We start from the raw sequence: 19757 nt of genomic DNA, 5'->3' as shown, positions 1-19757 counted from the left end.
CGCTTCTGGCGTTTATCCACAACCTATCTACGCCTAGTGTTTTCGTGCCCATAGCGCCTCCGCAGCCGCCAGAGCACTTTCGGATTTGCAACAGAAGCGCTGTCGTCGAGTGCAACAGCCATACCTCTCAAATTGCGTTATTTTGACGTTAATCCAGCCGTTTATGGCTGCAACAGTTTCCGAACCTGTGCAGTCTCGGAAATTTTAGCCGTCAGTTTATGGTTGGATCGATCAGGAATTTCTCTCCCGTCGCCTTCCGCTCGTAAGCAAGCAGAGTTTCTGGGTCGAGCGCTTCAGCAAGTCCTATTGTGCGTGTGTAGCGTGTCGCGAATGTGGTGGTCAGGTCGTCAAAGACGCGTTTGCGCATTCTCGACACGGTATCGGAACCAATCTTCTGCATGAAAGGCGTCAATAGCCACCCGGACACGCTCCACTGGAAACCAAAAGCAAGACGATTCAGAATCATCGGCGAAGTATCGAGCGCGCCGTAGACGTAGAGCTGTTTGAACGTTGATGAGCCATATCGGCTGTATTCGGTCATACGGTTGACTGCGCCACGTTCCATCGCGTGCATGATTTCGCCGCCCAGCGATCCGCCGCCGATGGCGTCGAACGCGACAGTGGCGCCGGTTTCAGTGACCGCGTCGGTGAGTTGTGTTCGAAAATCATCTTCGCGGCTGTTCAGGACATGGGTCGCCCCCGCGTCCTTCAGCAGTCGCAACTGATCTTCAGAACGCACGATATTGACGAGTGGCACACCGTCTTGGGCGCAAATCCGCTGGAGCATCTGGCCCAGGCTGGATGCGGCCGCAGTATGGACGATCGCGGAATGTCCCTCGGCCCGAGCGGTTTCGACAAATCCGAGCGCCGTCATGGGATTGACTGTCAAGGCTGCGCCTTGGGCGGCCGTCACACCTTCGGGAATCGGCAGGGCGTCGCGTGTTTTGATCTTTCTCAGATCGGCGTACATGCCGCCACCGATCATGCCGACCCGACGGCCGATCCAGTCCTTCGCCTGATCGCCGGCAGCGATGACGGTCCCTGCCCCTTCGTTGCCGACCGGAAGCGACTGGTTGATCCGGCCGGCCATGCCGCCCATCCGCGCTGGCGGAATATCGAGGCTAAGCTGCGGGGCGCCGTCCGACACACCCTTGCGGACCGAAGCTGCATCCGCCGGACCAAGCAGCAAACCGAGATCGCTAGGATTGATGGGCGCCGCCTCGACACGGACAATGATTTCGTCGGATGCCGGATCATCGAGCACAATCTCCGCAAGTGACAGCGTTAGAACCCCGTCCTTATTCACCGTTGATCGTAATTCACGCGTTTTGTGGGCCATGAAGATGGGTCCTAATCGAGGCATCGGCTGCTGAACGGATGTATGACGTTTTGTGTCTCGCGATCGGTTCAGATTTAGTCTGGCGCGCGCGTCATGCCCGATCTGGCCGCCACATAGCGGCTTGACAAAGGCTCTCTGCACAATGCAAGAAAGAACAAATGGAGAACATGTGCAGGGCTGAACGTATATCTCTTGTCCGGCAGCGATTGAGGGCCTTGGACAAAGGCTGTCCAGAAGTTTGTCATTTAAAACATATGCCTGGACTACTTTCTGGTGCTTTTAAGCAGGACGCGATTCACGAACTCTATGCAGCCAATGCCGCAGACGCAGTTGCGGTAAATGCCTTTGCCTTGGCGGTCGGAATGCTTTCCGCAAATGGACAGCATGTTGTCTGGGCATTGGATGCAATGATGGCTTCAGAACATGGTACTCCCTATGGCGTTGGCATTGAAGAAATGGGAATCGATTCATCTAGGGTTTTGCTAGTCAAAGCTCCAGATATAAAAAATCTCCTTCTTGTTGGTGAGGAGTCACTAAAATCGCCTCCTGTCGGATCTGTTGTTATTAGTGCCTGGGGCAATTCTAAAGCCCTCTCATTGAACTCAAGTCGACGCCTTGCTCTGGCGGCCAAGTGGGGAGGCTCAACGCTTTTCTGTGTGCGTGCTGGAGCCGAGCCATCATCCAGTGCGGCAGAGACAAGATGGTCTGTGAGGGCAACAGCCTCCACCTCTCTGGCCGGAGGCGCGCCTGGCCATCCGTCTTTCTCACTTACCCTGCTGCGGCGGCGCGGCGGGGGCGAAGTGAAAAACTGGATCTTGGAGTGGGATCGTGACGCCCGATCATTCCGCGAACCGGCGCCGCTATCTGGCGCTATGGTTCCCGTGGCTGCCCAGCGACCGGCTGAGGCGTGGGGCGATAGCGGGCGACGCGTCGCCTGAGATTGGGCCTAATCCCGCGCCGGTCGTCCTGGTCGAGAAGGTCGGCGGCGCCCTGCGTCTGGCGGCCGTCGATCCGGCGGCGGCAAGGGCGGGGCTGACGCCCGGGCTGACCCTGGCTGACGCGAGGGCGCGAACGCCGTTCCTGTGCACCATCATCCATAGGCCCGAGGTGGATTCTGCCCTGCTGCTGCGGGTGCTGGAGGACTTCGGCCGCTTCACTCCGATGATCGCCGAGGATGCGCCGCACGGTCTGTTGCTGGACGTCACCGGCTGCGCCCATCTGTTCGGCGGGGAGGCTGGCCTGGTGCGCGCTGCGTATCAGCGTGCGGGTCGCATCGGCCTGGAGATGCGCAGCGCTCTGGCGTCCACACCCCAGGCGGCGCGCGCCTTGGCCCGTTTCGGGCGGGGTGGGCTGTTCGCTTCGGGCGAGGATCGACAGGCGGTGCGTCGGCTGCCGATCACGGCGCTAGAGTTGCCGGAGCGTGACGCCCAGGCGCTGCAGCGCGCCGGCCTGAAGCGGATCGCCGATCTGGACGACCGGCCGCGCGCGCCTCTTGCGGCCCGCTTTGGGACGGACTTCCCTTCACGTCTGGCTCGTTTGCTTGGCGACGAGGATGTTCGCATCACCCCGCACCGACCGCCGCCCCCCATCGTCGTGGATCGAGTCTTTTTCGAACCCATTCTCACCGACGCGGACGTGGATCGCGTCCTGTCCGACCTGCTGATCGACATCGCCGATCGCCTGGACCAGGCGGGCCAGGGCGGGCGGGCGTTTGAGGCCGGCTTCTACCGCGTTGATGGCCAAGTTCGCCGCATCGTCGCGAGGACAGGCCGTCCGACACGCGATGTGGACACGGTGCTGCGTCTGTTTCGCGAACGGTTGGCGGCCTTGGCAAGCCCGCTGGATCCCGGCTTCGGTTTCGATCAGATGCGGTTATCGGTTCTGGAAGCCCAGACGTTGAAACCGGTTCAGCGCGGCCTCGACGGTGACAGCCCCGACGGCGAGGATTTCAGTCGTCTGATCGACCGATTGACGGCGCGGCTGGGACCCGAGGCGGTGTTGAGTTTCGAACCTCTAGGGTCGCACATCCCCGAGCGCGCCGGACGGATGGTCCCGGCGACGATGAAGGCGCTGCGAACGGCTCATGACTGGCCGGATCTCGATCCCGACGATCCGCCCTTGCGGCCCTTGCAGATGTTCGACCCGCCCCAGCCAGTGGAAACCCTGGCGGAGGTGCCGGACGGTTCGCCCCTGCGTTTCCGATGGCGCCGGGTTCTGCATGAGGTGGCCTTGGCCGAGGGACCGGAGCGGATCGGCGGCGAATGGTGGCGCGCGCCGGATCAGAAGACCCGCGACTATTACCGCGTCGAGGACCGCGAGGGCCGCCGTTTCTGGCTGTTCCGTCAGGGCCTGTATGGCGAGACCGACGAGCCGCGGTGGTTCGTCCACGGCCTGTTCGCTTGACCGCGCCCGCCTATGCCGAGCTGGCGGCGACCAGCAACTTTTCCTTCCTGCGCGGGGCGTCGCATCCGAAGGATCTCGTTCTGACCGCGATCCTGAGAGGGCATTCGGGGCTGGGTCTGGCCGATCGCAACACGGTTTCCGGCGTGGTGCGGGCCTGGAGCGCCCTGCGGACCATCCGCGAGGACGGCCTGTCGCCGCCCGATGTCGTGCGCGACGGCGGCGGGCCGGGCGAAGTGACCTATGTCGAGGATCCGCTGAACGATCCAGCCCTGTCGCAGATGGTCAAGGATCGGGCCGCGACGTTCAAACTGGCGACCGGCGCGCGTCTGGCCTTCAACGACGGGACGCCCGACATCCTCGCCTATCCCGAGACGCGCGCCGGCTGGGGACGACTGACGCGGCTGCTGACCCTGGGCAATCGCCGGGCGGTGAAGGGGCAGTGCGAGATCGGACTGCGCGATCTGCTGGCCGCGCCCGAGGATCTGCTGCTGATCCTCATGCCGGGCGAACGGTTGAATGGCATCGATCAGGTCTTGGCGCAGTTGACCGATGCGTCGCCCGGCGCGGTTTGGCTGGGCGCGGTGATGGGGCGGAACGGCGACGACCGTCGAAGACTGGCCCGGCTGAAAACACTGTCAGAGCGAAGCGGCGCACCGCTTCTGGCCGTCAACGATGTCCTCTATCACGACCCGATCCAACGCGATCTGCAGGACGTGCTGACCTGTATTCGCGAAGGCGTGACGATCGAGGACGCAGGCCGACGTCTGAACGCCAATGCCGAACGCTGGCTGAAACCGCCCGCCGAGATGGCCCGCCTGTTCCGCGATGCGCCCGAGGCGCTGGTCGAGAGCCGGCACGTCTTGTCTCGCATCGGCTTCGATCTAGGCGATATCAGTTACCAGTATCCGGAAGAGACGACCCCGCCTGATAAGACGCCGCAGGGCTGGCTGGAACAGCTGACTTGGCGACATGCCGAGATGCGTTATCCCGACGGCGTGCCCAACAAGGTCAAGGCGCTGCTGGAGAAAGAGCTGATCTTCATCGCAAAGGCCGGCTACGCGCCGTACTTCCTGACGATCTACGACATCGTGAGGGTGGCGAAGGACAAGCGGATTTTGTGTCAGGGTCGAGGTTCGGCGGCCAACTCGGCTGTCTGTTACGTACTGGGCATCACGGCGGTGGACCCGGCGGAATCCGATCTGCTGTTCGAACGCTTCCTTTCCACCGACCGGGGCGAGCCGCCTGACATCGACGTCGACTTCGAGCACGAGCGGCGCGAGGAGATCATCCAGCACATCTACGAACGCTATGGCCGCGCGCGCGCCGGCATCGCCGCCACCGTGATCCGCTATCGTCCCAAGAGCGCCATCCGTGACGTCGGCAAGGCGCTGGGTCTGACCGAGGACGTGACCGCACGTCTGGCCTCCAGCCAATGGGGCAGTTGGGGCGGTGAGATCGGCGAGCGCCATGTCGAGCAGGCCGGTCTAGACCCCGCCAATCCCATGATCCAGCGTGCGGTGAAGATGGCCATGCGGCTATTGAACTTTCCCCGCCACCTGTCCCAGCACGTCGGCGGATTCGTCCTGACCCAGGACCGGCTGGACGAACTGGTCCCCATCGGCAATGCCGCCATGCCGGATCGCACCTTCATCGAATGGGACAAGGACGACATTGATGCACTCCGCCTGATGAAGGTCGATGTGCTGGCGCTCGGCATGCTGACCTGCATCCGCAAGGCGTTCGACCTGATCCGCGCTCATCACGGGGACGATTGGGCGCTGCATACGATCCCGCGCGACGATCCCGCCGTTTACGACATGCTGTGCAAGGGCGACTCCATCGGCGTGTTTCAGGTCGAGAGCCGCGCCCAGATCAACATGTTGCCCCGGTTGAAGCCGCGCCGCCTTTATGACTTGGTGATCCAGGTCGCCATCGTTCGGCCTGGTCCGATCCAGGGCGACATGGTCCACCCCTATCTGCGCCGCCGCAACGGGCTTGAGGAGCCGGACTACTCCAGGCCTGGACCGCAGTATCCTCAAGACGAGCTAAAACAGGTTCTGGAAAAGACCCTCGGCGTGCCCCTGTTTCAGGAACAGGCGATGAAGGTCGCCATGGTCGCGGCCGAGTTCAACGAGAAGGAAGCGAATGGTCTGCGCAAGGCTATGGGCACCTTCCGAGGCGACGGCACCCTGCACACCTACGAAGACCGAATGGTCGGCAAGATGATCGAACGCGGATATGACCCGACCTTCGCCCAGCGGTGCTTCGATCAGATCAAGGGTTTCGGCTCCTACGGGTTTCCTGAGAGTCACGCCGCCTCCTTCGCCCAACTGGTCTATGTCTCCTCATGGATCAAACGCCACTATCCGGCGGCCTTCGCCTGCGCCCTGCTGAACAGCCAGCCGATGGGATTCTACGCCCCGGCCCAGATCGTGCGCGACGCCCGCGAACACGGCGTCGAGGTGCGGCCGGTCGATGTCTCTTACAGCGGTTGGGACAACAGTCTGGAAGGTTCGGACAAGACGCCGGCGCTGCGGATCGGCCTGCGCCAGATCGAGGGCTTCCGCGAAGACTGGGCAGAGGCGCTCGCCGCCGCCCGCGCCTTCTCTCTGTCCAACATCGAAACTCTGGCCCGCCGCGCCGCCTTGCCGTCTGCCGCTATGCGCAAGCTGGCTGACGCAGACGCTTTCCGATCGTTGGGGCTGGACCGGCGCGAAGCCCTTTGGGCCGTGCGCCGACTGCCTGACGACACGCCCTTGCCGTTGTTCGCCGCCGCCGATGCGCGCGAGCTCGGCGTCGAACCCGACGCCCGGCTGCCGGTCATGCCGCTGGGCGAGCATGTCGCCGCCGATTACCAGACACTGCGCCTGTCGTTGAAGGCGCACCCCATGGCCATCCTGCGCCCGATCTTCCACGCCGAAGGCCTGCTGACCTGCGCCCGGACCGAAGCCCGTCACGGCGGCGCCCTGGTGCAGGTCGCCGGCGTGGTTCTGGTGCGTCAACGTCCCGGCAAGGGCAACGCCATCTTCGTCACCTTGGAAGACGAGACCGGCATCATCAACGTGGTCCTCTGGGCGCGGATGTTCGAGCAGTTCCGCCGCGAGGTCATGGCCGCCCGCCTGATGGCGGTCGAGGGTGTGGTTGAGAAAAGCCCCGAAGGCGTCGTCCACTTGGTCGCCCGCCGCGTCATCGACCGTTCCAGCGAACTGTCACGCCTATCTCAAGATCACGATACTTCGGTGCAACTCGCCCGCGCCGACGTCGTCGCCCATCCCCAGACACCCCGACATCCACCGCATCGCCATCCCCGTGATGTGCGCATCCTGCCCGGATCTAGAGATTTTCATTGATCCAAAATTGCGGGACCGAAACTCAAAAGGTCATTTTTGATTCCCGATACTCCACTGCTGAAACAATGACTTCGGCAAGGCATCGTAGAGGTCATCCGAGGTCAATCCCGGACCGAAACGCTCTGCGGCGTCGGAATGAAGCCAGACAGCGGCGCAGGCTGCCTCGAAGCTGTCCATGCGTTGGGCGACCAATCCGCCGATCATGCCGGCCAGGACGTCGCCGGTTCCGGCCGTCGCCAGCCAAGGCGAGCCGTTTTCGTTTCGGCGGATGCGGCCGTCAGGCGATGCGATCAGCGTCTGAGCGCCCTTCAAGACGATCGTCGCCTGGGCCGCTCGCGCAGCCTCTTCCACAGCCGCTTCGCGGCCTTGCCTAAGCAGGCCTGGGAACAGTCGTTCGAACTCGCCTTCATGTGGCGTCAGGATATCGTCGCGATCCAACACGGCGAACAGTTCAGCAGTCCGACCTTTGAAGACCGACAGGCCATCGGCGTCGATCACCAGAACGGCGCCGGTGGAGCCAAGCGCCTGAATGTTTGCGATCGTCGCGTCGTCGAGGCCTGCGGCCGGTCCGATCACGACGGCGTCGCTGCCGGCGGCCTCCCGACTTAAGTTTTCGGTTGAAGAAAAAGGCGCCAACATCACCGCCTGCACAGCCGGCGCGATCACCGACGCTGCATCTGGCGGACAAAGGATTCGCACGACCCCAGCGCCCATCCTCAGACCTGCATGGGCTGCAAGCCGCGCGGCGCCGGTGTGATGCGCCTTCCCGGAAACGACCGCCAAACGACCACGCGCATGCTTGTGCGTTTCCGCGCTCGGCCAAGGCAGAAAATTGCGCCAGATCGCCGGGTCGTTGGTTTCTATCATCCGCGTTCCGATTATCCTTCGCCAGCTTGCGAAAATCGCTTGCTTTGAGCGGCCCTGCTGTGTCCCATTCGCGCCCGAGCGCCGCTGCATTCCGTGCGCCGCTCCGGGGTCGCCATGAAGAAAATCGAAGCCATCATCAAGCCCTTCAAGCTGGATGACGTCAAAGAGGCGCTCCAGGACGTGGGCGTGCAAGGCATGACTGTGCTGGAGGCCAAGGGATATGGCCGCCAGAAGGGTCATTCCGAACTGTATCGCGGCGCGGAATACGTCATCGACTTCCTGCCCAAGATCAAGATCGAGGTGGTCGTCGCCGACGACCTCGCACCCGCGGTTGTCGAGGCCATTCAGACCTCGGCCCGCACAGGTAAGATCGGCGACGGCAAGATCTTCGTGTCCGACGTCGCCGAGGTGATCCGCATCCGCACCGGCGAAACCGGAGCCCAAGCCGTCTGACCTGACTACCCTCCCCGGCCCTCGGCCCTAGGGTCGCTGTCCGGTCTCCTCCCCAAACGACAAGAACAGGACTTTTCGAGAATGAGCGCCAGCAAGATCCTCAAAGAGATCAAGGATGAGGAGGTCCAATATGTGGACGTCCGCTTCACCGACACGCGCGGCAAGCTTCAGCACGTCACCTTCGACGTCGATCTGATCGACGAGGACTTCCTGAACGAAGGCACGATGTTCGACGGCTCTTCGATCGCCGGCTGGAAAGCCATCAACGAGTCCGACATGTTGCTGAAGCCGGACCTGACCACGGCTTACATCGATCCCTTCTATCAGCAGAAGACGATGTTCCTGTTCTGCGACGTGCTGAACCCGGACACCGGCGAGCCCTACAACCGCGACAGCCGCTCGATGGCCAAGAAGGCGCTGTCGTACGTCCAGTCGTCGGGCGTGGGCGACCAGGTCTTCTTCGGACCGGAAGCCGAGTTCTTCATCTTCGACGACGTGCGCTGGTCCACCCAGCCGCACGACACCGGCTACAGCTACGATTCGACCGAGCTGCCGGCCAACACGGGCGCCGAATATTCCGAAGGCAATATGGGCCATCGCCCTGGGCCCAAGGGCGGCTATTTCCCCGTCAATCCGGTCGATTCCGGCCAGGACCTGCGTGGCGAAATGCTGGGCGTCATGCGCGATCTGGGCCTACAGCCCGAGAAGCACCACCACGAGGTGGCTCCTGCTCAGCACGAGCTGGGCCTGAAGTTCTCGGACCTGCTGACCATGGCCGACCGCCTGCAGCTCTATAAGTACGTGATCCACAATGTGGCCCACGCCTACGGCAAATCGGCGACCTTTATGGCCAAGCCGATGTTTGCGGACAACGGTTCGGGCATGCACGTTCACATGTCGATCTGGAAGGATGGCAAGCCCCAGTTCGCCGGCGACCAGTACGCCGGTCTGTCGCAGGAATGTCTGTGGTACATCGGCGGCATCATCAAACACGCCAAGGCCATCAACGCCTTCGCCAACTCGACCACCAACTCCTACAAGCGTCTGGTCCCCGGATATGAAGCCCCGGTGAAGCTGGCCTATTCGGCCCGCAACCGCTCGGCCTCGATCCGTATCCCGCACGTCTCCTCGCCCAAGGCCAAGCGTCTGGAAGCCCGCTTCCCCGATCCGATGGGCAACCCCTATCTGACCTTCGTGGCCCTGCTGATGGCCGGTCTGGACGGGATCGAGAACCGCATCGATCCGGGCGCGCCCGCCGACAAGAACCTCTACGACCTGCCGCCGGAAGAGCGCGGCTCGATTCCCGAGGTCTGCGGCTCGCTGCGTGAAGCGCTGGAGAACCTGGATAAGGACCGCGCCTTCCTCAAGAAGGGCGGCGTGATGGATGACGACTTCATCGACAGCTACATCGAGCTAAAGATGGAAGAGGTGATGCGTCTTCAGCTGCATCCGCACCCGGTCGAGTTCGACATGTACTACAGCTGCTGATCATCTGATCGCAGTCAAGACAAAGGGCCGGGGATCGCTCCCCGGCCCTTTTTCATGGCCTGACTGCTTCAAGCAGCGATCGAGACGCCAACGTGGCGCTAAGCGATCTCGGCTTCCAGATCGTCCGCCTTCCTGCGGCGCAACTCGATCAGTCGCACGCACCAGATCGAAATCTCGTAGAGAATGACCAGAGGCACGGCCAGCATCAGCTGGCTGATCGGATCGGGCGGCGTGACCACGGCCGCGACCACGACCACGGCGACGATGGCGTAACGCCGACCAGCCGCCATGATCTTTGAGCTGATTAGACCTGCCAGGCCCAACAGCGTAGTGACGACAGGCAGCTGGAAGCAGAGACCGAAGGCGAGCAGCAGCGAGGTGACCAGGCTGAGGTAGTCGGAAATCTTCGTGGTTTGCGCCACGGATATGCCGTCGGTGGCCACCTGCTGGCTCAGCGAGAACAACATCACGAAAGGGAGCATGACGTAATAGACCAGCGCCCCGCCCAGGCAGAACATCACAGGTGCCGCGATCAGGAACGGCAGAAACGCCCCGCGCTCGTTGCGATAGAGACCCGGCGCGACGAACCGGTACAGCTGCCACGCCATAACGGGGAAGGTCAGGACCGCCGCGCCAAAGGCCGCGATCTTCATCTTGGTGAACAGCTGTTCCAGCGGCGCCGTAGCGATCAGTTGAACAACGGCGGCGCTGCCGGGCGGATAGGGTTTGATCCCCGTCATCACCGCGATCAGTTCGATGGGATTGGCGTGACCGCCTGTCGCCAGAGCGGCGGCATGGATCGCCACGGCGGCCTGATACGGCTTGATCAGCGCAATCTGAATTTGATTGGCGAAGGCGAAGCAGAGGATGAAGGCCAAGAAGAAGGCCACGACGCAGATCAGCAGCCGCCCGCGCAGCTCGATCAGATGATCCATCAGGGGCGCGCGCGACGCCTCGATCTCGGCCTCGTCACGATCGGAAGGCGTCACAGGTCAACGGCTTTCTTGTGCGAGGTCTTGGGCTTGGCGGCTGCAGGCTTGGTCTTGGCCGCCGGCGCAGCGCTCTTCGGTTTGGCGGCTGAGCGAGGCTTGGCGGTCGCCGATCCGGCGATAGCCGCCCCCGTCTTTGCCTTGGGGTCCCCTCGCTTGGATTTCGTCGCCGTGACAGGCTCAACAGGCGATGGCGTGTCCGGCCATTCATCGGCCGCAGGCATCATCACCGGCGCCTCCGGCTCGGGCGCAGGCAGGGCAGCCGCCGCAGTCGGCCCGGTCAATCCGGCGTTGATGTCCTTGAACGCGGCGTCCGCCTCGGCGCCCAGGGGATACATGGCACCCTGCCCCGTGCGCAGCGCCTCGACCTCCTTGCGCAGGTCGTCCAGTTCGGACTGACGCGCCATCTCGTCGAAACTGGATCGGAACTCGTTGGCCATGGCGCGCGCCTTGGCCACCATCTGACCGACGCGCCGCATCAGGACAGGCAGATCCTTTGGCCCCACAACAAGAAGGGCCACCAGGCCGATCACCACTAATTCGAAACCCCCGATACCGGGGCCGAGCCCGCCCATGCGTCAGCCCTTACAGACGACGACTAGCGCTTCAGCTCTTCCTTTTCCGCCTCGGTGCGCGGCAGCGAGCTGACGCCTTCGTGCGGGCCGTCCTTCTTGTCTTCGTCCTTCAGGCCGTCCTTGAAGGCGCGGATGCCCTTGGCGGCGTCGCCCATGATGCCCGACAGCTTGCCCCGGCCGCCGAACAGCAGCGCGATGACGACGATGACGATGGCCCAGTGCCAGATGCTCATGGAGCCCATGGCTAATCTCCTCGCGGGAATCGGTCATCCGATCCCATCCACTCTTATTCGACCCGCATATAGGCGCAGTGATGGCCCCGCGCCAAGGGAGGCTGTAGGTCTGCGCGACCATGAGTCCCTCCGATCACGTCATCATCCACACCGACGGCGCCTGCAAGGGCAATCCGGGCCCCGGAGGCTGGGGCGCCGTGCTTCAGGCGGGCGGCGGTCACGAGAAGGAATTATGGGGCGGCGAGGCCAACACGACCAACAATCGCATGGAGCTGATGGCCGCGATCATGGCGCTGGAAGCCCTGAAACGGCCCTGCAAGGTCGAACTGCACACCGACAGCAAATACGTCATGCAGGGGATCACCGAATGGATGCGCGGCTGGAAGGCGCGCGGTTGGCTGACGGCCGACAAGAAGCCTGTGAAAAACGCAGAGCTGTGGCAGCGGCTGGACGCGGCGCGCCTGCGTCACGAGGTGAAATGGCGATGGGTGAAGGGTCATGCCGGCCATGAACTGAACGAACGCGCCGACCAACTGGCGAATCGCGGTGTCGCGGAACTGCCCCGGCGCTAGACCGCCTCGACCTCCTTGTCCGGCTCGGCTTGACGTCGGCGGACGCGCGACCCGCTCATCACCGCGCCGAACAGGGCCGTGACGGCCGCGATCTGGAACCCGTGACCGACGCCGTTGATCGGCGCGGCCGACAGCAGGAAGGCCACCACCACGGCGCCCAGGGATTGCCCGACGACTCGCGCCATGCCCAGGGTGCCGCCCGCCGCGCCGGCACGATCTTTCGGGGCCTCCGACAACATGGCGCGATTGTTGGGCGACTGGAAAAATCCGAAGCCCGCGCCGCAAAGCGCCATGCGCCACACGATGTCGAAATGCGTCGAATCGGCATTCAGGAAACTCAGCGCCATCAGGCCGCAGGCGAACAGGCTCAGGCCGATAGCCCCCAGCACGCCCGCCGAATAGCGATCCGAAAGATGGCCGGCCAGCGGCGCGGCAATCATGGTCGCCAGCGGCCAAGGCGTCATCAGCAGGCCGGTCTCGACCGCCGTAAGCCCCAATATGCCCTGGAGGAAGAAGGGCAAGGCCACGAACGCCATCATCTGGGCGGTGAAGGATATGATTGATGTGGCGACCGACAGGCTGAACATCGGTCGCGCCAGCAGGTCGAGGGGGATCAACGGCGAGGTTCGTGACCGCTCGTGGCGAATCAGCAAGACCCCGGCTGCGAGCCCTGCCCCTGTCAGACCGAAGCCCAGAACGGCCGCCTCACCGTGCGCCAGCGATTGAAGGCCGGTGATCAGCAGGCCGAACGCCGCAGCGTTCAGCGCGGCTCCGACCCAGTTCAGCTTTCGCCGCTGAAGTCGGTTGTGCGGCAGGGTGAAACCCGCCAGCGACACCGCCAGTAGGCCGATCGGCACATTCAGCGCGAACAGCCAGCGCCAGTGTCCGACAGCCAAGATGGCGCTGGCGATGGTCGGCCCCGCGGCGGCCGCCAGCGAAACGATCACCGCGTTGATCCCGACCGCACGACCCAGCAGCCGCTGCGGATAGGTGTAACGGACCAAGGCCCCGTTGACGCTCATGATGCCTGCCGCACCGAAGCCCTGAACAACGCGCGCGAGGCTGAGTGTCTCGATGGAGTTGGCGAACACACAGGCGATGGAGGCCAGGGTGAAGACGGCCAGACCGGCTTGCGACACACGGCGATAACCGACGATCTCGCCCAACGACGCCAGCGGCAAAAGAGCGACCACGATGGCGATCTGATAGGCGTTGACGATCCAGATCGAGGCGGCCGATGACGCCTGTAGATCCTGCGCAATCGACGGCAGGGCGACATTGGCGATCGCGCCATCCAGAACGGCAAGCGTGATGCCCAGGCCGATGGACACGATGGCCCAATAGCGCCTGGGTGTCGGCAAGCCATCAGTGACGGCGTTCGGGGTGTCAGTCATGCCTGACGAACGCCGATGTGGCCGTTGCGTTCAGACGGGCGATTGCACCGTCAGCAACGAGCCGTTCACGCGCATCACGACAACATCCTGTCCTTCGATCGGCACCTCGCCCACGATCTCGGCCGGCCATTCGGCGCCGGAGATGAAGACTCGACCGCGGCCGGATACGAACGTCTCGACCACCCGCGCCCGCTGGCCGACCAGACGGCTGTCGCGGTCATTGATGTCGGGACCGTCGGGATTGGCTTTGGAGATCAGACGTCGGGACAGCAGGGTGGCGATGACCGTCAGAATAGCGAAGACGGCGACCTCTCCCGGCAGCCCCAACCGCACGCCCGCCGCCGTCATGACCGCGACGACGCCGGCCGAAACAGCGGGCCACAACAGCCATTCGGTCGAAAACATCGCCTCGACCGCCAAGAGCAGAACCCCGATCGCCAACCAGATCCAGAACGGCTGGGCGGCATAAAGATTAGCAAGCGACATCATCGGTCAGCCTCCCTGGATCAGGCCGAGGGTAGAACGGAGCCCCCGGCGGGGCGGCGGGGCGGCGCGGGCCGCACGGGCGGCGTCGCGGCCGAGTTCTGATCCTTGGCTAGTCCGACCATCTCGCCGATGCCGGCGATGGTGCCGACCAGGGCGCCCATTTCGGCAGGCACGATGACGGTGCGCTGCTGCGGGCTGCGGGCCAGTTCCGCGAAAGCCTCGACGTATTTTTGAGCCACGAAATAGTTGATGGCGTTGACGTCCCCGCGGGCGATGGCTTCCGACACCATGGCCGTGGCGCGGGCCTCGGCTTCGGCCTCGCGCTCGCGCGCCTCGGCGTCGCGGAAGGCCGCTTCCTTGCGACCCTCGGCTTGAAGGATGGCGGCCTGTTTGGCGCCCTCGGCGCGGGCGATGGCGGCGGATTTCTCGCCATCGGCCTCGGTGATGACGGCGCGACGTTCACGCTCGGCCTTCATCTGACGCGCCATGGCGTTGGTGATGTCGGTCGGCGGGGTCAGGTCCTTGATCTCGATCCGATTGACCTTGACGCCCCACGGCTCGGTGGCCGCGTCGATGACATGCAGCAGGCGTGTGTTGATGCTGTCGCGCTGGCTCAGCACTTCATCCAGTTCCATGGAACCGACCACGGTCCGCAGATTGGTCATGCACAGCTGCGAAATCGCATAGGGCAGATCGTCGACGCGATAGGCGGCGCGGGCGGAATCCATCACCTGGATGAAGACGATTCCGTCGACCTTCACCATGGCGTTGTCCTTGGTGATGACCTCCTGGGTCGGCACGTCCAGCACCTGTTCCATCATGTTCATGCGGCGGCCGACGCGTTCCACGAACGGCGTCAGGAAGCCGATGCCGGGGCTCAGCGTTTTGGTGTACTTTCCGAAACGTTCGACTGTGAATTCACGGCCTTGCGGCACAATCTTGATCACGCTGATCAACAGCACGATGGCCAGCAACAGCACAACGCCGGCGAAGATGGTGGTCACGTCCATTCAGATCCCTCCCTGACGCGGCAAGCCTACCCGCTGTACGCGAGCGGCGCCAGACAAACCGAGAGGATGGCCGCCTTAAAGGCCGCGCTTGGCCCGCCAGGCCGCCAAACGCACGCTGACGTCACGTTCGATGTCGCCGTAGAACAGGTTGTAGGGCACGATCTTGCGTCGGTCCGCCCAACTGCCGCCAGCTGTCAAAAAATCGGCGTCAGGCGCGCTATGCCACAACAGGCCGCCACGGCATTCTGTGGAGATCAACCGACCCGTGAGAGCTGGTCGGGCGCCCCATTCCAAGCCGGTCGCATTGGTCGCGCCGCTGTGCTGACGCGCCGCGGCACGCGGCTGGCTCACAGCACCCGTCAAAGGATTCACGCAGATGGGATCAGTGGACAGGTTCACCAGATCGCCGCGATCGTCCCATTCCAGAGCGCGTCTCAGCTTGCGCCGCGCGCCCGCATCATCGCCCTCCTGCACCGACGCCCAGGCCAAGATGCACCCCGTTTGATCAGCGGCGTCGCAGGGCGAGATCGCCTGCCGGAACATCTCGCGCCCGACCAAAGTATCGATCATATAGGCGGCGACAAGCCTGTCTTTCAGCGCCGGATCGGCGCGAAGTTGGTCGCGAACCAGACGCGCCGTCAGTTCCCCGCCCTGTTCGACGCCGGCGATAACAATGGGACCGGCGGGATGCTGCTGCAGCCACAGTTCGAAAGCGGTCTTCACGTCCTCATAGGCGAAGGCGCGCGCTTCGCGCGCGTCATCACGCAAGGTCAGGCGGGTGTACAGGCTGGCTTGACGATACAGCGGCGCGCTGACCCTGCCCTCCCGGGCGAAGGGCGACGCATAGTTGGGCAGCACGACGCGCCGCATATAGGCGTTGGCCCGTGCATCGTCGATCGGCCCATTCCACTCGGCTCCACCATCGAAAGTGGTCGGCATGACGAAGAAGACCGCCGCCTGGTTGGGCGCGCCTTGGTCGATCAGCGCCCAGGAGGATGTCTTTCGATAGTCGGGCGCGGGCGGTGGCTTGTAGGTCTGGAACGGCACCTGCGGGTCCAGCCCTGCCCTCAGAATGTCGCCGCTCCACACCGCGACGGCCGCCGTGAGCACGAAGACGGCGGCGAAGCCTGCATATCCGACCCATTGCCTGAAGGTCAGCCGACGCATCAGCGGTACGGATCAGCCGTGGCGAGGAAGTCCTGCACGTAGCGCCGCACGCCCTCTTCCAACGGCGTCGATTGACCCTCGAAGCCTGCGGCGCGGATGCGATCCATGCGGGCTTCGGTGAAATACTGATAGCGGTCGCGGATCGACAGGGGCGTATCGACATAGTCGATGGAGGGCGTCTTGCCGGCGGCCTCGAAGGTGGCGCGCGCAAGATCGGCGAACGACCGCGCCTGACCCGAGCCAGCGTTGAAGATGCCCGAGACCTGCGGCGACTGGAGCAAAAACTCGATGATATCGACCACATCGTCGATATAGACGAAGTCTCGCATCTGGCCGCCGTCCGCATAGTTGGGATTGTGCGACCGAAACAGGGTCACGGTCTCGCCCGCCGCAACCTTCGGCCAGATTTGAGCCACAACCGACTTCATTCCGCCCTTGTGACCTTCGTTCGGACCATAAACGTTGAAGAATTTCAGCCCTGCCCACTGGGGCGGCGCTCGACCCCGATCCGCCTGCCGGACTGCATATTGGTCGAACAGCATTTTCGAATAGCCATAGGCGTTTAGCGGACGAAGCTGCGATAATGAATCTGCATCGTCATCGTCGTTGAAGCCCGTCTCGCCATCGCCATAGGTCGCAGCCGAAGACGCGTAGATCATTCGCGATCCCCGGATTGCGCACCAGTCCCACAGGTCGCGGGACAGAATGAAGTTGGTCCGCAAAATCAGGTCGGCGTCCGGCTCGGTCGTCGAAGAGATCGCGCCCATATGCACCACGGCCTCAATCCGCTCGGCGTGACGCTCCAGCTGCTCGAACAGTTCTTCGGGCGACCAGAAGTCGGCGATTGCGTGCTTGGCCAGGTTCTTCCATTTGGCTAGGTCGGCCGTCTCCAGACGATCGCAAACGACCACATCGTAGGCGGTCTCCGCCGTCAGTCGGGCGACGATGTTCGAGCCGATGAAACCGGCGCCGCCGGTCACGACGATCATTCTCGGCGTCACTGCGCGCTCCCTGTCATTTTCTCGATCGTCCGCGTGGTTGAATAGCCGTCCTTAAAGTCGGCCAACTTGACCTCGCCGCCCCAGCTTTCGACCAGATCGCCGCCCACGACGCCCTCGCGCGTGTAATCCGAGCCCTTGATCAGAACATCAGGACGCAGCCGTTCGATCAGGGCGATCGGCGTCGGGTCATCGAAACTGGTGACGCGATCGACGCTGGCCAGCCCGCCGATGACGACGGCACGACTGTCCAGATCATTCACCGGTCGCCCCTCGCCCTTCAGTCGCTTGACCGAGGCGTCGGTGTTCAGCGCCACGACCAGGCGATCGCACCAGCTACGGGCCTGCGCCAGATAGGCCACATGGCCGCGGTGCAGGATGTCGAAACAGCCGTTGGTGAAACCGATCTTCAGGCCCTGACGTCGCCAGTCCTCGACCTCGACCGCCAGTTCGTCGATCGGCGTCACCTTGGACACCGCAGCGGTGGCGTGCTGGCTCAGCTCGGCTTCGATCAGCTCGGCGGGTGTGACGACAGCTGTCCCGGCCTTCCCGACGACCACGCCAGAGGCCAGGATGGCGAACTCGACCGCCATCTCCAGCGATGCGCCGGCGCCCAGCGCCAACCCGATGGCGGCCAAGCCTGTATCGCCGGCGCCAGACACGTCGAAGACCTCGCGCGCCCGGCCGGGGAAGTGCTTCACGGGTTCACCGCGCCGCGCCAGGCTCATCCCCTTGCCCGCACGGGTGACGATGATCGCCTTGGCGGTCGTGGCGGCCAGTAAGGCAGCCAGCGCCGTCTCGACCTCGGCGTCCGTCCCGACCGGCAGGCCGGTGGCGCCGGCCAGTTCCGAAGCATTCGGCTTGATGACATCCACCGCGCCGTAGCGAGCGAAGTCCCTTCCCTTTGGATCGACGACAACCGGCGCACCGGATGTCTGCGCCGCGTTCAGAGCCGAAGCCAGCAGCGCATCGCTGACGACGCCCTTGGCGTAATCTGAGAGCAAATAGACCGAGGCATCTGTAAACGCGTCCGAATCTTGGATCGCCGTCGGCGCAGCCTCGTCATCGAGCCGCAGCAACTGTTGCCCCCCCGAAACGAAGCGCGTCTTCACGATGGTGGACGCGCCTGCCGGCCTCGCCACGACGTCCTCGATGTGCGGCTCGGCGGCGATCAGAGCGGTCAGTTCCGCCCCGGCCGCGTCGTCGCCGATTACGGCGCCAAGCCGCGCCACCCCGCCCAACGCCGCGATATTGCGCGCCACGTTGCCGACGCCGCCTGGCATGGCGACGGTGCGGCTGGTGCGAAGCACAGGGATCGGCGCCTCGGGCGAGATGCGGCTGACCTCGCCATAGACGTAGCGATCTAGCATCAGGTCGCCGACGCAGGCGATCTTCAGGCCGCGCACGCGCTCCAGCAGGCTTTGCAGGGCGCCCAGGTCCAGGGTGTCAGACATGGGTCCGACCTAGAGGATTCAGGCGGCCTGCGCCACCGGCGCCTTGGCCCCGATCTTGATGGCCAGGTCGTCGAAAGCGATCAGTTCGGCGGCCAGAGCTTCGAACTGGCTTAGCGGCACCATGTTCGGACCGTCCGACGGCGCATTATCCGGGTCCTGATGGGTTTCCATGAAGACCGCATCGACGCCGACGGCCACGGCAGCGCGCCCCAGCACCGGCACGAACTCGCGCTGACCACCCGACGATGCGCCCTGCCCGCCCGGCTGCTGAACGCTGTGGGTCGCATCAAACACGACGGGGCAGCCGATCTCGCGCAGCACCGGAAGTGCCCGCATGTCGCTGACCAGAGTGTTGTAGCCGAAGCTGGCGCCGCGTTCGCAGGCCATGACGTTGGGATTGCCGGCGCCGACCACCTTGGCGATGACGTTCTTCATGTCCCAGGGGGCCAGGAACTGACCCTTCTTGATGTTGATCGCCTTGCCGGTGGCGGCGGCCGCCAGCAGCAGGTCGGTCTGACGGCTGAGGAAGGCCGGAATCTGCAGCACGTCGACGACCTCGCCGACCGGACCGCACTGAACCTCGGAGTGAACATCGGTCAGGGTCGGCAGGCCTGTAACATCGCGAATCTCGGCGAAGATCGGCATGGCGTCTTTCAGACCGATGCCACGCGCGGCGCTGGCGCTGGTCCGGTTCGCCTTGTCAAAACTGGTCTTGTAGATGATGCCGACGTTCAGACGTTCACCGATTTCCTTCAGCGCATGGGCCGTCTCCAGCGCATGCTGGCGGCTCTCCATCTGGCAAGGACCGGCGATGAAAGCGATTCTTGCGCCGCCGCCGATGACGACAGGCGTCCGAAGACCTTCGGACAACGTAATGACAGCGTTGGGTCGGCTCACGAGGCGGCTCTTTCGACGTTCGGTGTTGTGGAGGCGGCTTTTGCCGCAACTATTGGGCCATCAGGTGGCGCTCTGAAGGGAT

The 19757-nt window shown here is 63.8% G+C and carries 17 protein-coding genes; 5 read left to right on the top strand and 12 right to left on the bottom strand.

The annotated features are described in order from the left end of the window. Positions 1 to 211: 211 nt before the first annotated feature. Positions 212 to 1339 carry a zinc-binding dehydrogenase gene (locus tag HF680_RS03890; RefSeq protein ID WP_185224114.1) on the bottom strand — a complete coding sequence of 376 codons (1128 nt, stop codon included), beginning with the start codon at positions 1337 to 1339 and terminating at the stop codon, positions 212 to 214. An 828-nt stretch (positions 1340 to 2167) separates the two neighbouring features. Between HF680_RS03890 and HF680_RS15780 the strand changes: the two genes are divergently transcribed. After that, positions 2168 to 3742, top strand: coding sequence for a Y-family DNA polymerase (locus HF680_RS15780; RefSeq protein WP_231576623.1), 1575 nt, complete (start codon positions 2168 to 2170; stop codon positions 3740 to 3742). After that, entirely contained in the window at positions 3739 to 7092 is a 3354-nt protein-coding gene (locus HF680_RS03885; protein WP_045810851.1) for an error-prone DNA polymerase, read from the top strand. Before HF680_RS15780 ends, HF680_RS03885 begins: the two co-directional genes overlap by 4 nt. A 30-nt stretch (positions 7093 to 7122) precedes the next feature. Here HF680_RS03885 and HF680_RS03880 read toward each other — a convergent pair whose 3' ends face one another. After that, on the bottom strand, positions 7123 to 8049 hold the full coding sequence (locus HF680_RS03880; protein WP_235968819.1) for an NAD(P)H-hydrate dehydratase: 927 nt from the start codon (positions 8047 to 8049) through the stop codon (positions 7123 to 7125). A gap of 24 nt (positions 8050 to 8073) precedes the next feature. Between HF680_RS03880 and HF680_RS03875 the strand changes: the two genes are divergently transcribed. Both HF680_RS03875 and glnA read left to right on the top strand, forming a co-directional pair. After that, complete coding sequence (locus tag HF680_RS03875) at positions 8074 to 8412, top strand: P-II family nitrogen regulator (protein WP_008261682.1); 339 nt, start codon at positions 8074 to 8076, stop codon at positions 8410 to 8412. Between the two features lie 81 nt (positions 8413 to 8493). Beyond that, positions 8494 to 9900, top strand: coding sequence for a type I glutamate--ammonia ligase (gene glnA, locus HF680_RS03870; protein ID WP_185224113.1), 1407 nt, complete (start codon positions 8494 to 8496; stop codon positions 9898 to 9900). Positions 9901 to 9998: 98 nt separating this feature from the next. Here glnA and tatC read toward each other — a convergent pair whose 3' ends face one another. The 3 genes from tatC to HF680_RS03855 are packed head-to-tail and all read right to left on the bottom strand — an operon-like array spanning position 9999 to position 11706. Further along, positions 9999 to 10889 (bottom strand): twin-arginine translocase subunit TatC, encoded by an 891-nt coding sequence (tatC, locus tag HF680_RS03865; RefSeq protein ID WP_045810848.1) that lies wholly within the window; start codon positions 10887 to 10889, stop codon positions 9999 to 10001. Beyond that, positions 10886 to 11464, bottom strand: a complete 579-nt coding sequence (gene tatB / locus HF680_RS03860) for a Sec-independent protein translocase protein TatB (RefSeq protein WP_045810847.1) — start codon at positions 11462 to 11464, stop codon at positions 10886 to 10888. The genes tatC and tatB overlap by 4 nt, the downstream gene beginning before the upstream one ends. A gap of 23 nt (positions 11465 to 11487) precedes the next feature. After that, positions 11488 to 11706, bottom strand: coding sequence for a twin-arginine translocase TatA/TatE family subunit (locus HF680_RS03855; RefSeq protein WP_017503863.1), 219 nt, complete (start codon positions 11704 to 11706; stop codon positions 11488 to 11490). Positions 11707 to 11816: 110 nt separating this feature from the next. Between HF680_RS03855 and rnhA the strand changes: the two genes are divergently transcribed. Continuing rightward, entirely contained in the window at positions 11817 to 12269 is a 453-nt protein-coding gene (gene rnhA / locus HF680_RS03850) for a ribonuclease HI (RefSeq protein WP_185224112.1), read from the top strand. Here the strand turns inward: rnhA and HF680_RS03845 are convergent. The 7 genes from HF680_RS03845 to kdsA all read right to left on the bottom strand — a co-directional run bounded on the left by HF680_RS03845 (position 12266) and on the right by kdsA (position 19675). Then, complete coding sequence (locus HF680_RS03845) at positions 12266 to 13663, bottom strand: MFS transporter (protein ID WP_185224111.1); 1398 nt, start codon at positions 13661 to 13663, stop codon at positions 12266 to 12268. The genes rnhA and HF680_RS03845 overlap by 4 nt on opposite strands. A gap of 30 nt (positions 13664 to 13693) precedes the next feature. Further along, on the bottom strand, positions 13694 to 14152 hold the full coding sequence (locus tag HF680_RS03840) for an NfeD family protein (RefSeq protein ID WP_185224110.1): 459 nt from the start codon (positions 14150 to 14152) through the stop codon (positions 13694 to 13696). 17 nt (positions 14153 to 14169) lie between these two features. After that, complete coding sequence (locus HF680_RS03835; protein WP_185224109.1) at positions 14170 to 15159, bottom strand: SPFH domain-containing protein; 990 nt, start codon at positions 15157 to 15159, stop codon at positions 14170 to 14172. A 75-nt stretch (positions 15160 to 15234) separates the two neighbouring features. Continuing rightward, positions 15235 to 16326, bottom strand: a complete 1092-nt coding sequence (locus HF680_RS03830) for a DUF3089 domain-containing protein (RefSeq protein ID WP_185224108.1) — start codon at positions 16324 to 16326, stop codon at positions 15235 to 15237. Continuing rightward, on the bottom strand, positions 16326 to 17315 hold the full coding sequence (gene rfaD / locus HF680_RS03825) for an ADP-glyceromanno-heptose 6-epimerase (protein ID WP_185224323.1): 990 nt from the start codon (positions 17313 to 17315) through the stop codon (positions 16326 to 16328). Before rfaD ends, HF680_RS03830 begins: the two co-directional genes overlap by 1 nt. A gap of 8 nt (positions 17316 to 17323) precedes the next feature. Continuing rightward, a complete protein-coding gene (gene rfaE2 / locus HF680_RS03820) occupies positions 17324 to 18778 on the bottom strand; it encodes a D-glycero-beta-D-manno-heptose 1-phosphate adenylyltransferase (protein ID WP_045810840.1) in 1455 nt (484 codons plus the stop codon). A gap of 18 nt (positions 18779 to 18796) precedes the next feature. Further along, positions 18797 to 19675, bottom strand: coding sequence for a 3-deoxy-8-phosphooctulonate synthase (gene kdsA / locus HF680_RS03815; RefSeq protein WP_185224107.1), 879 nt, complete (start codon positions 19673 to 19675; stop codon positions 18797 to 18799). Between the last annotated feature and the right edge of the window lie 82 nt (positions 19676 to 19757).

Source organism: Brevundimonas huaxiensis (assembly GCF_014218725.1).
In the GTDB taxonomy this organism is placed as follows: domain Bacteria; phylum Pseudomonadota; class Alphaproteobacteria; order Caulobacterales; family Caulobacteraceae; genus Brevundimonas; species Brevundimonas huaxiensis.
Note: the sequence above shows the minus strand (reverse complement) of the source record. Positions and strands in the feature narration are given on the sequence as shown.

What these genes read in the sequence shown, in the direction of transcription:
- HF680_RS03890 (WP_185224114.1), bottom strand. Translation starts at nt 1,339, where the DNA reads ATGGCCCACAAAACGCGTGAATTACGATCAACGGTGAATAAGGACGGG.
- HF680_RS03880 (WP_235968819.1), bottom strand. Translation starts at nt 8,049, where the DNA reads ATGCAGCGGCGCTCGGGCGCGAATGGGACACAGCAGGGCCGCTCAAAG.
- HF680_RS03875 (WP_008261682.1), top strand. Translation starts at nt 8,074, where the DNA reads ATGAAGAAAATCGAAGCCATCATCAAGCCCTTCAAGCTGGATGACGTC.
- glnA (WP_185224113.1), top strand. Translation starts at nt 8,494, where the DNA reads ATGAGCGCCAGCAAGATCCTCAAAGAGATCAAGGATGAGGAGGTCCAA.
- tatB (WP_045810847.1), bottom strand. Translation starts at nt 11,464, where the DNA reads ATGGGCGGGCTCGGCCCCGGTATCGGGGGTTTCGAATTAGTGGTGATC.
- HF680_RS03855 (WP_017503863.1), bottom strand. Translation starts at nt 11,706, where the DNA reads ATGGGCTCCATGAGCATCTGGCACTGGGCCATCGTCATCGTCGTCATC.
- rnhA (WP_185224112.1), top strand. Translation starts at nt 11,817, where the DNA reads ATGAGTCCCTCCGATCACGTCATCATCCACACCGACGGCGCCTGCAAG.
- HF680_RS03845 (WP_185224111.1), bottom strand. Translation starts at nt 13,663, where the DNA reads ATGACTGACACCCCGAACGCCGTCACTGATGGCTTGCCGACACCCAGG.
- HF680_RS03840 (WP_185224110.1), bottom strand. Translation starts at nt 14,152, where the DNA reads ATGATGTCGCTTGCTAATCTTTATGCCGCCCAGCCGTTCTGGATCTGG.
- HF680_RS03835 (WP_185224109.1), bottom strand. Translation starts at nt 15,159, where the DNA reads ATGGACGTGACCACCATCTTCGCCGGCGTTGTGCTGTTGCTGGCCATC.
- HF680_RS03830 (WP_185224108.1), bottom strand. Translation starts at nt 16,326, where the DNA reads ATGCGTCGGCTGACCTTCAGGCAATGGGTCGGATATGCAGGCTTCGCC.
- rfaD (WP_185224323.1), bottom strand. Translation starts at nt 17,315, where the DNA reads ATGATCGTCGTGACCGGCGGCGCCGGTTTCATCGGCTCGAACATCGTC.
- rfaE2 (WP_045810840.1), bottom strand. Translation starts at nt 18,778, where the DNA reads ATGTCTGACACCCTGGACCTGGGCGCCCTGCAAAGCCTGCTGGAGCGC.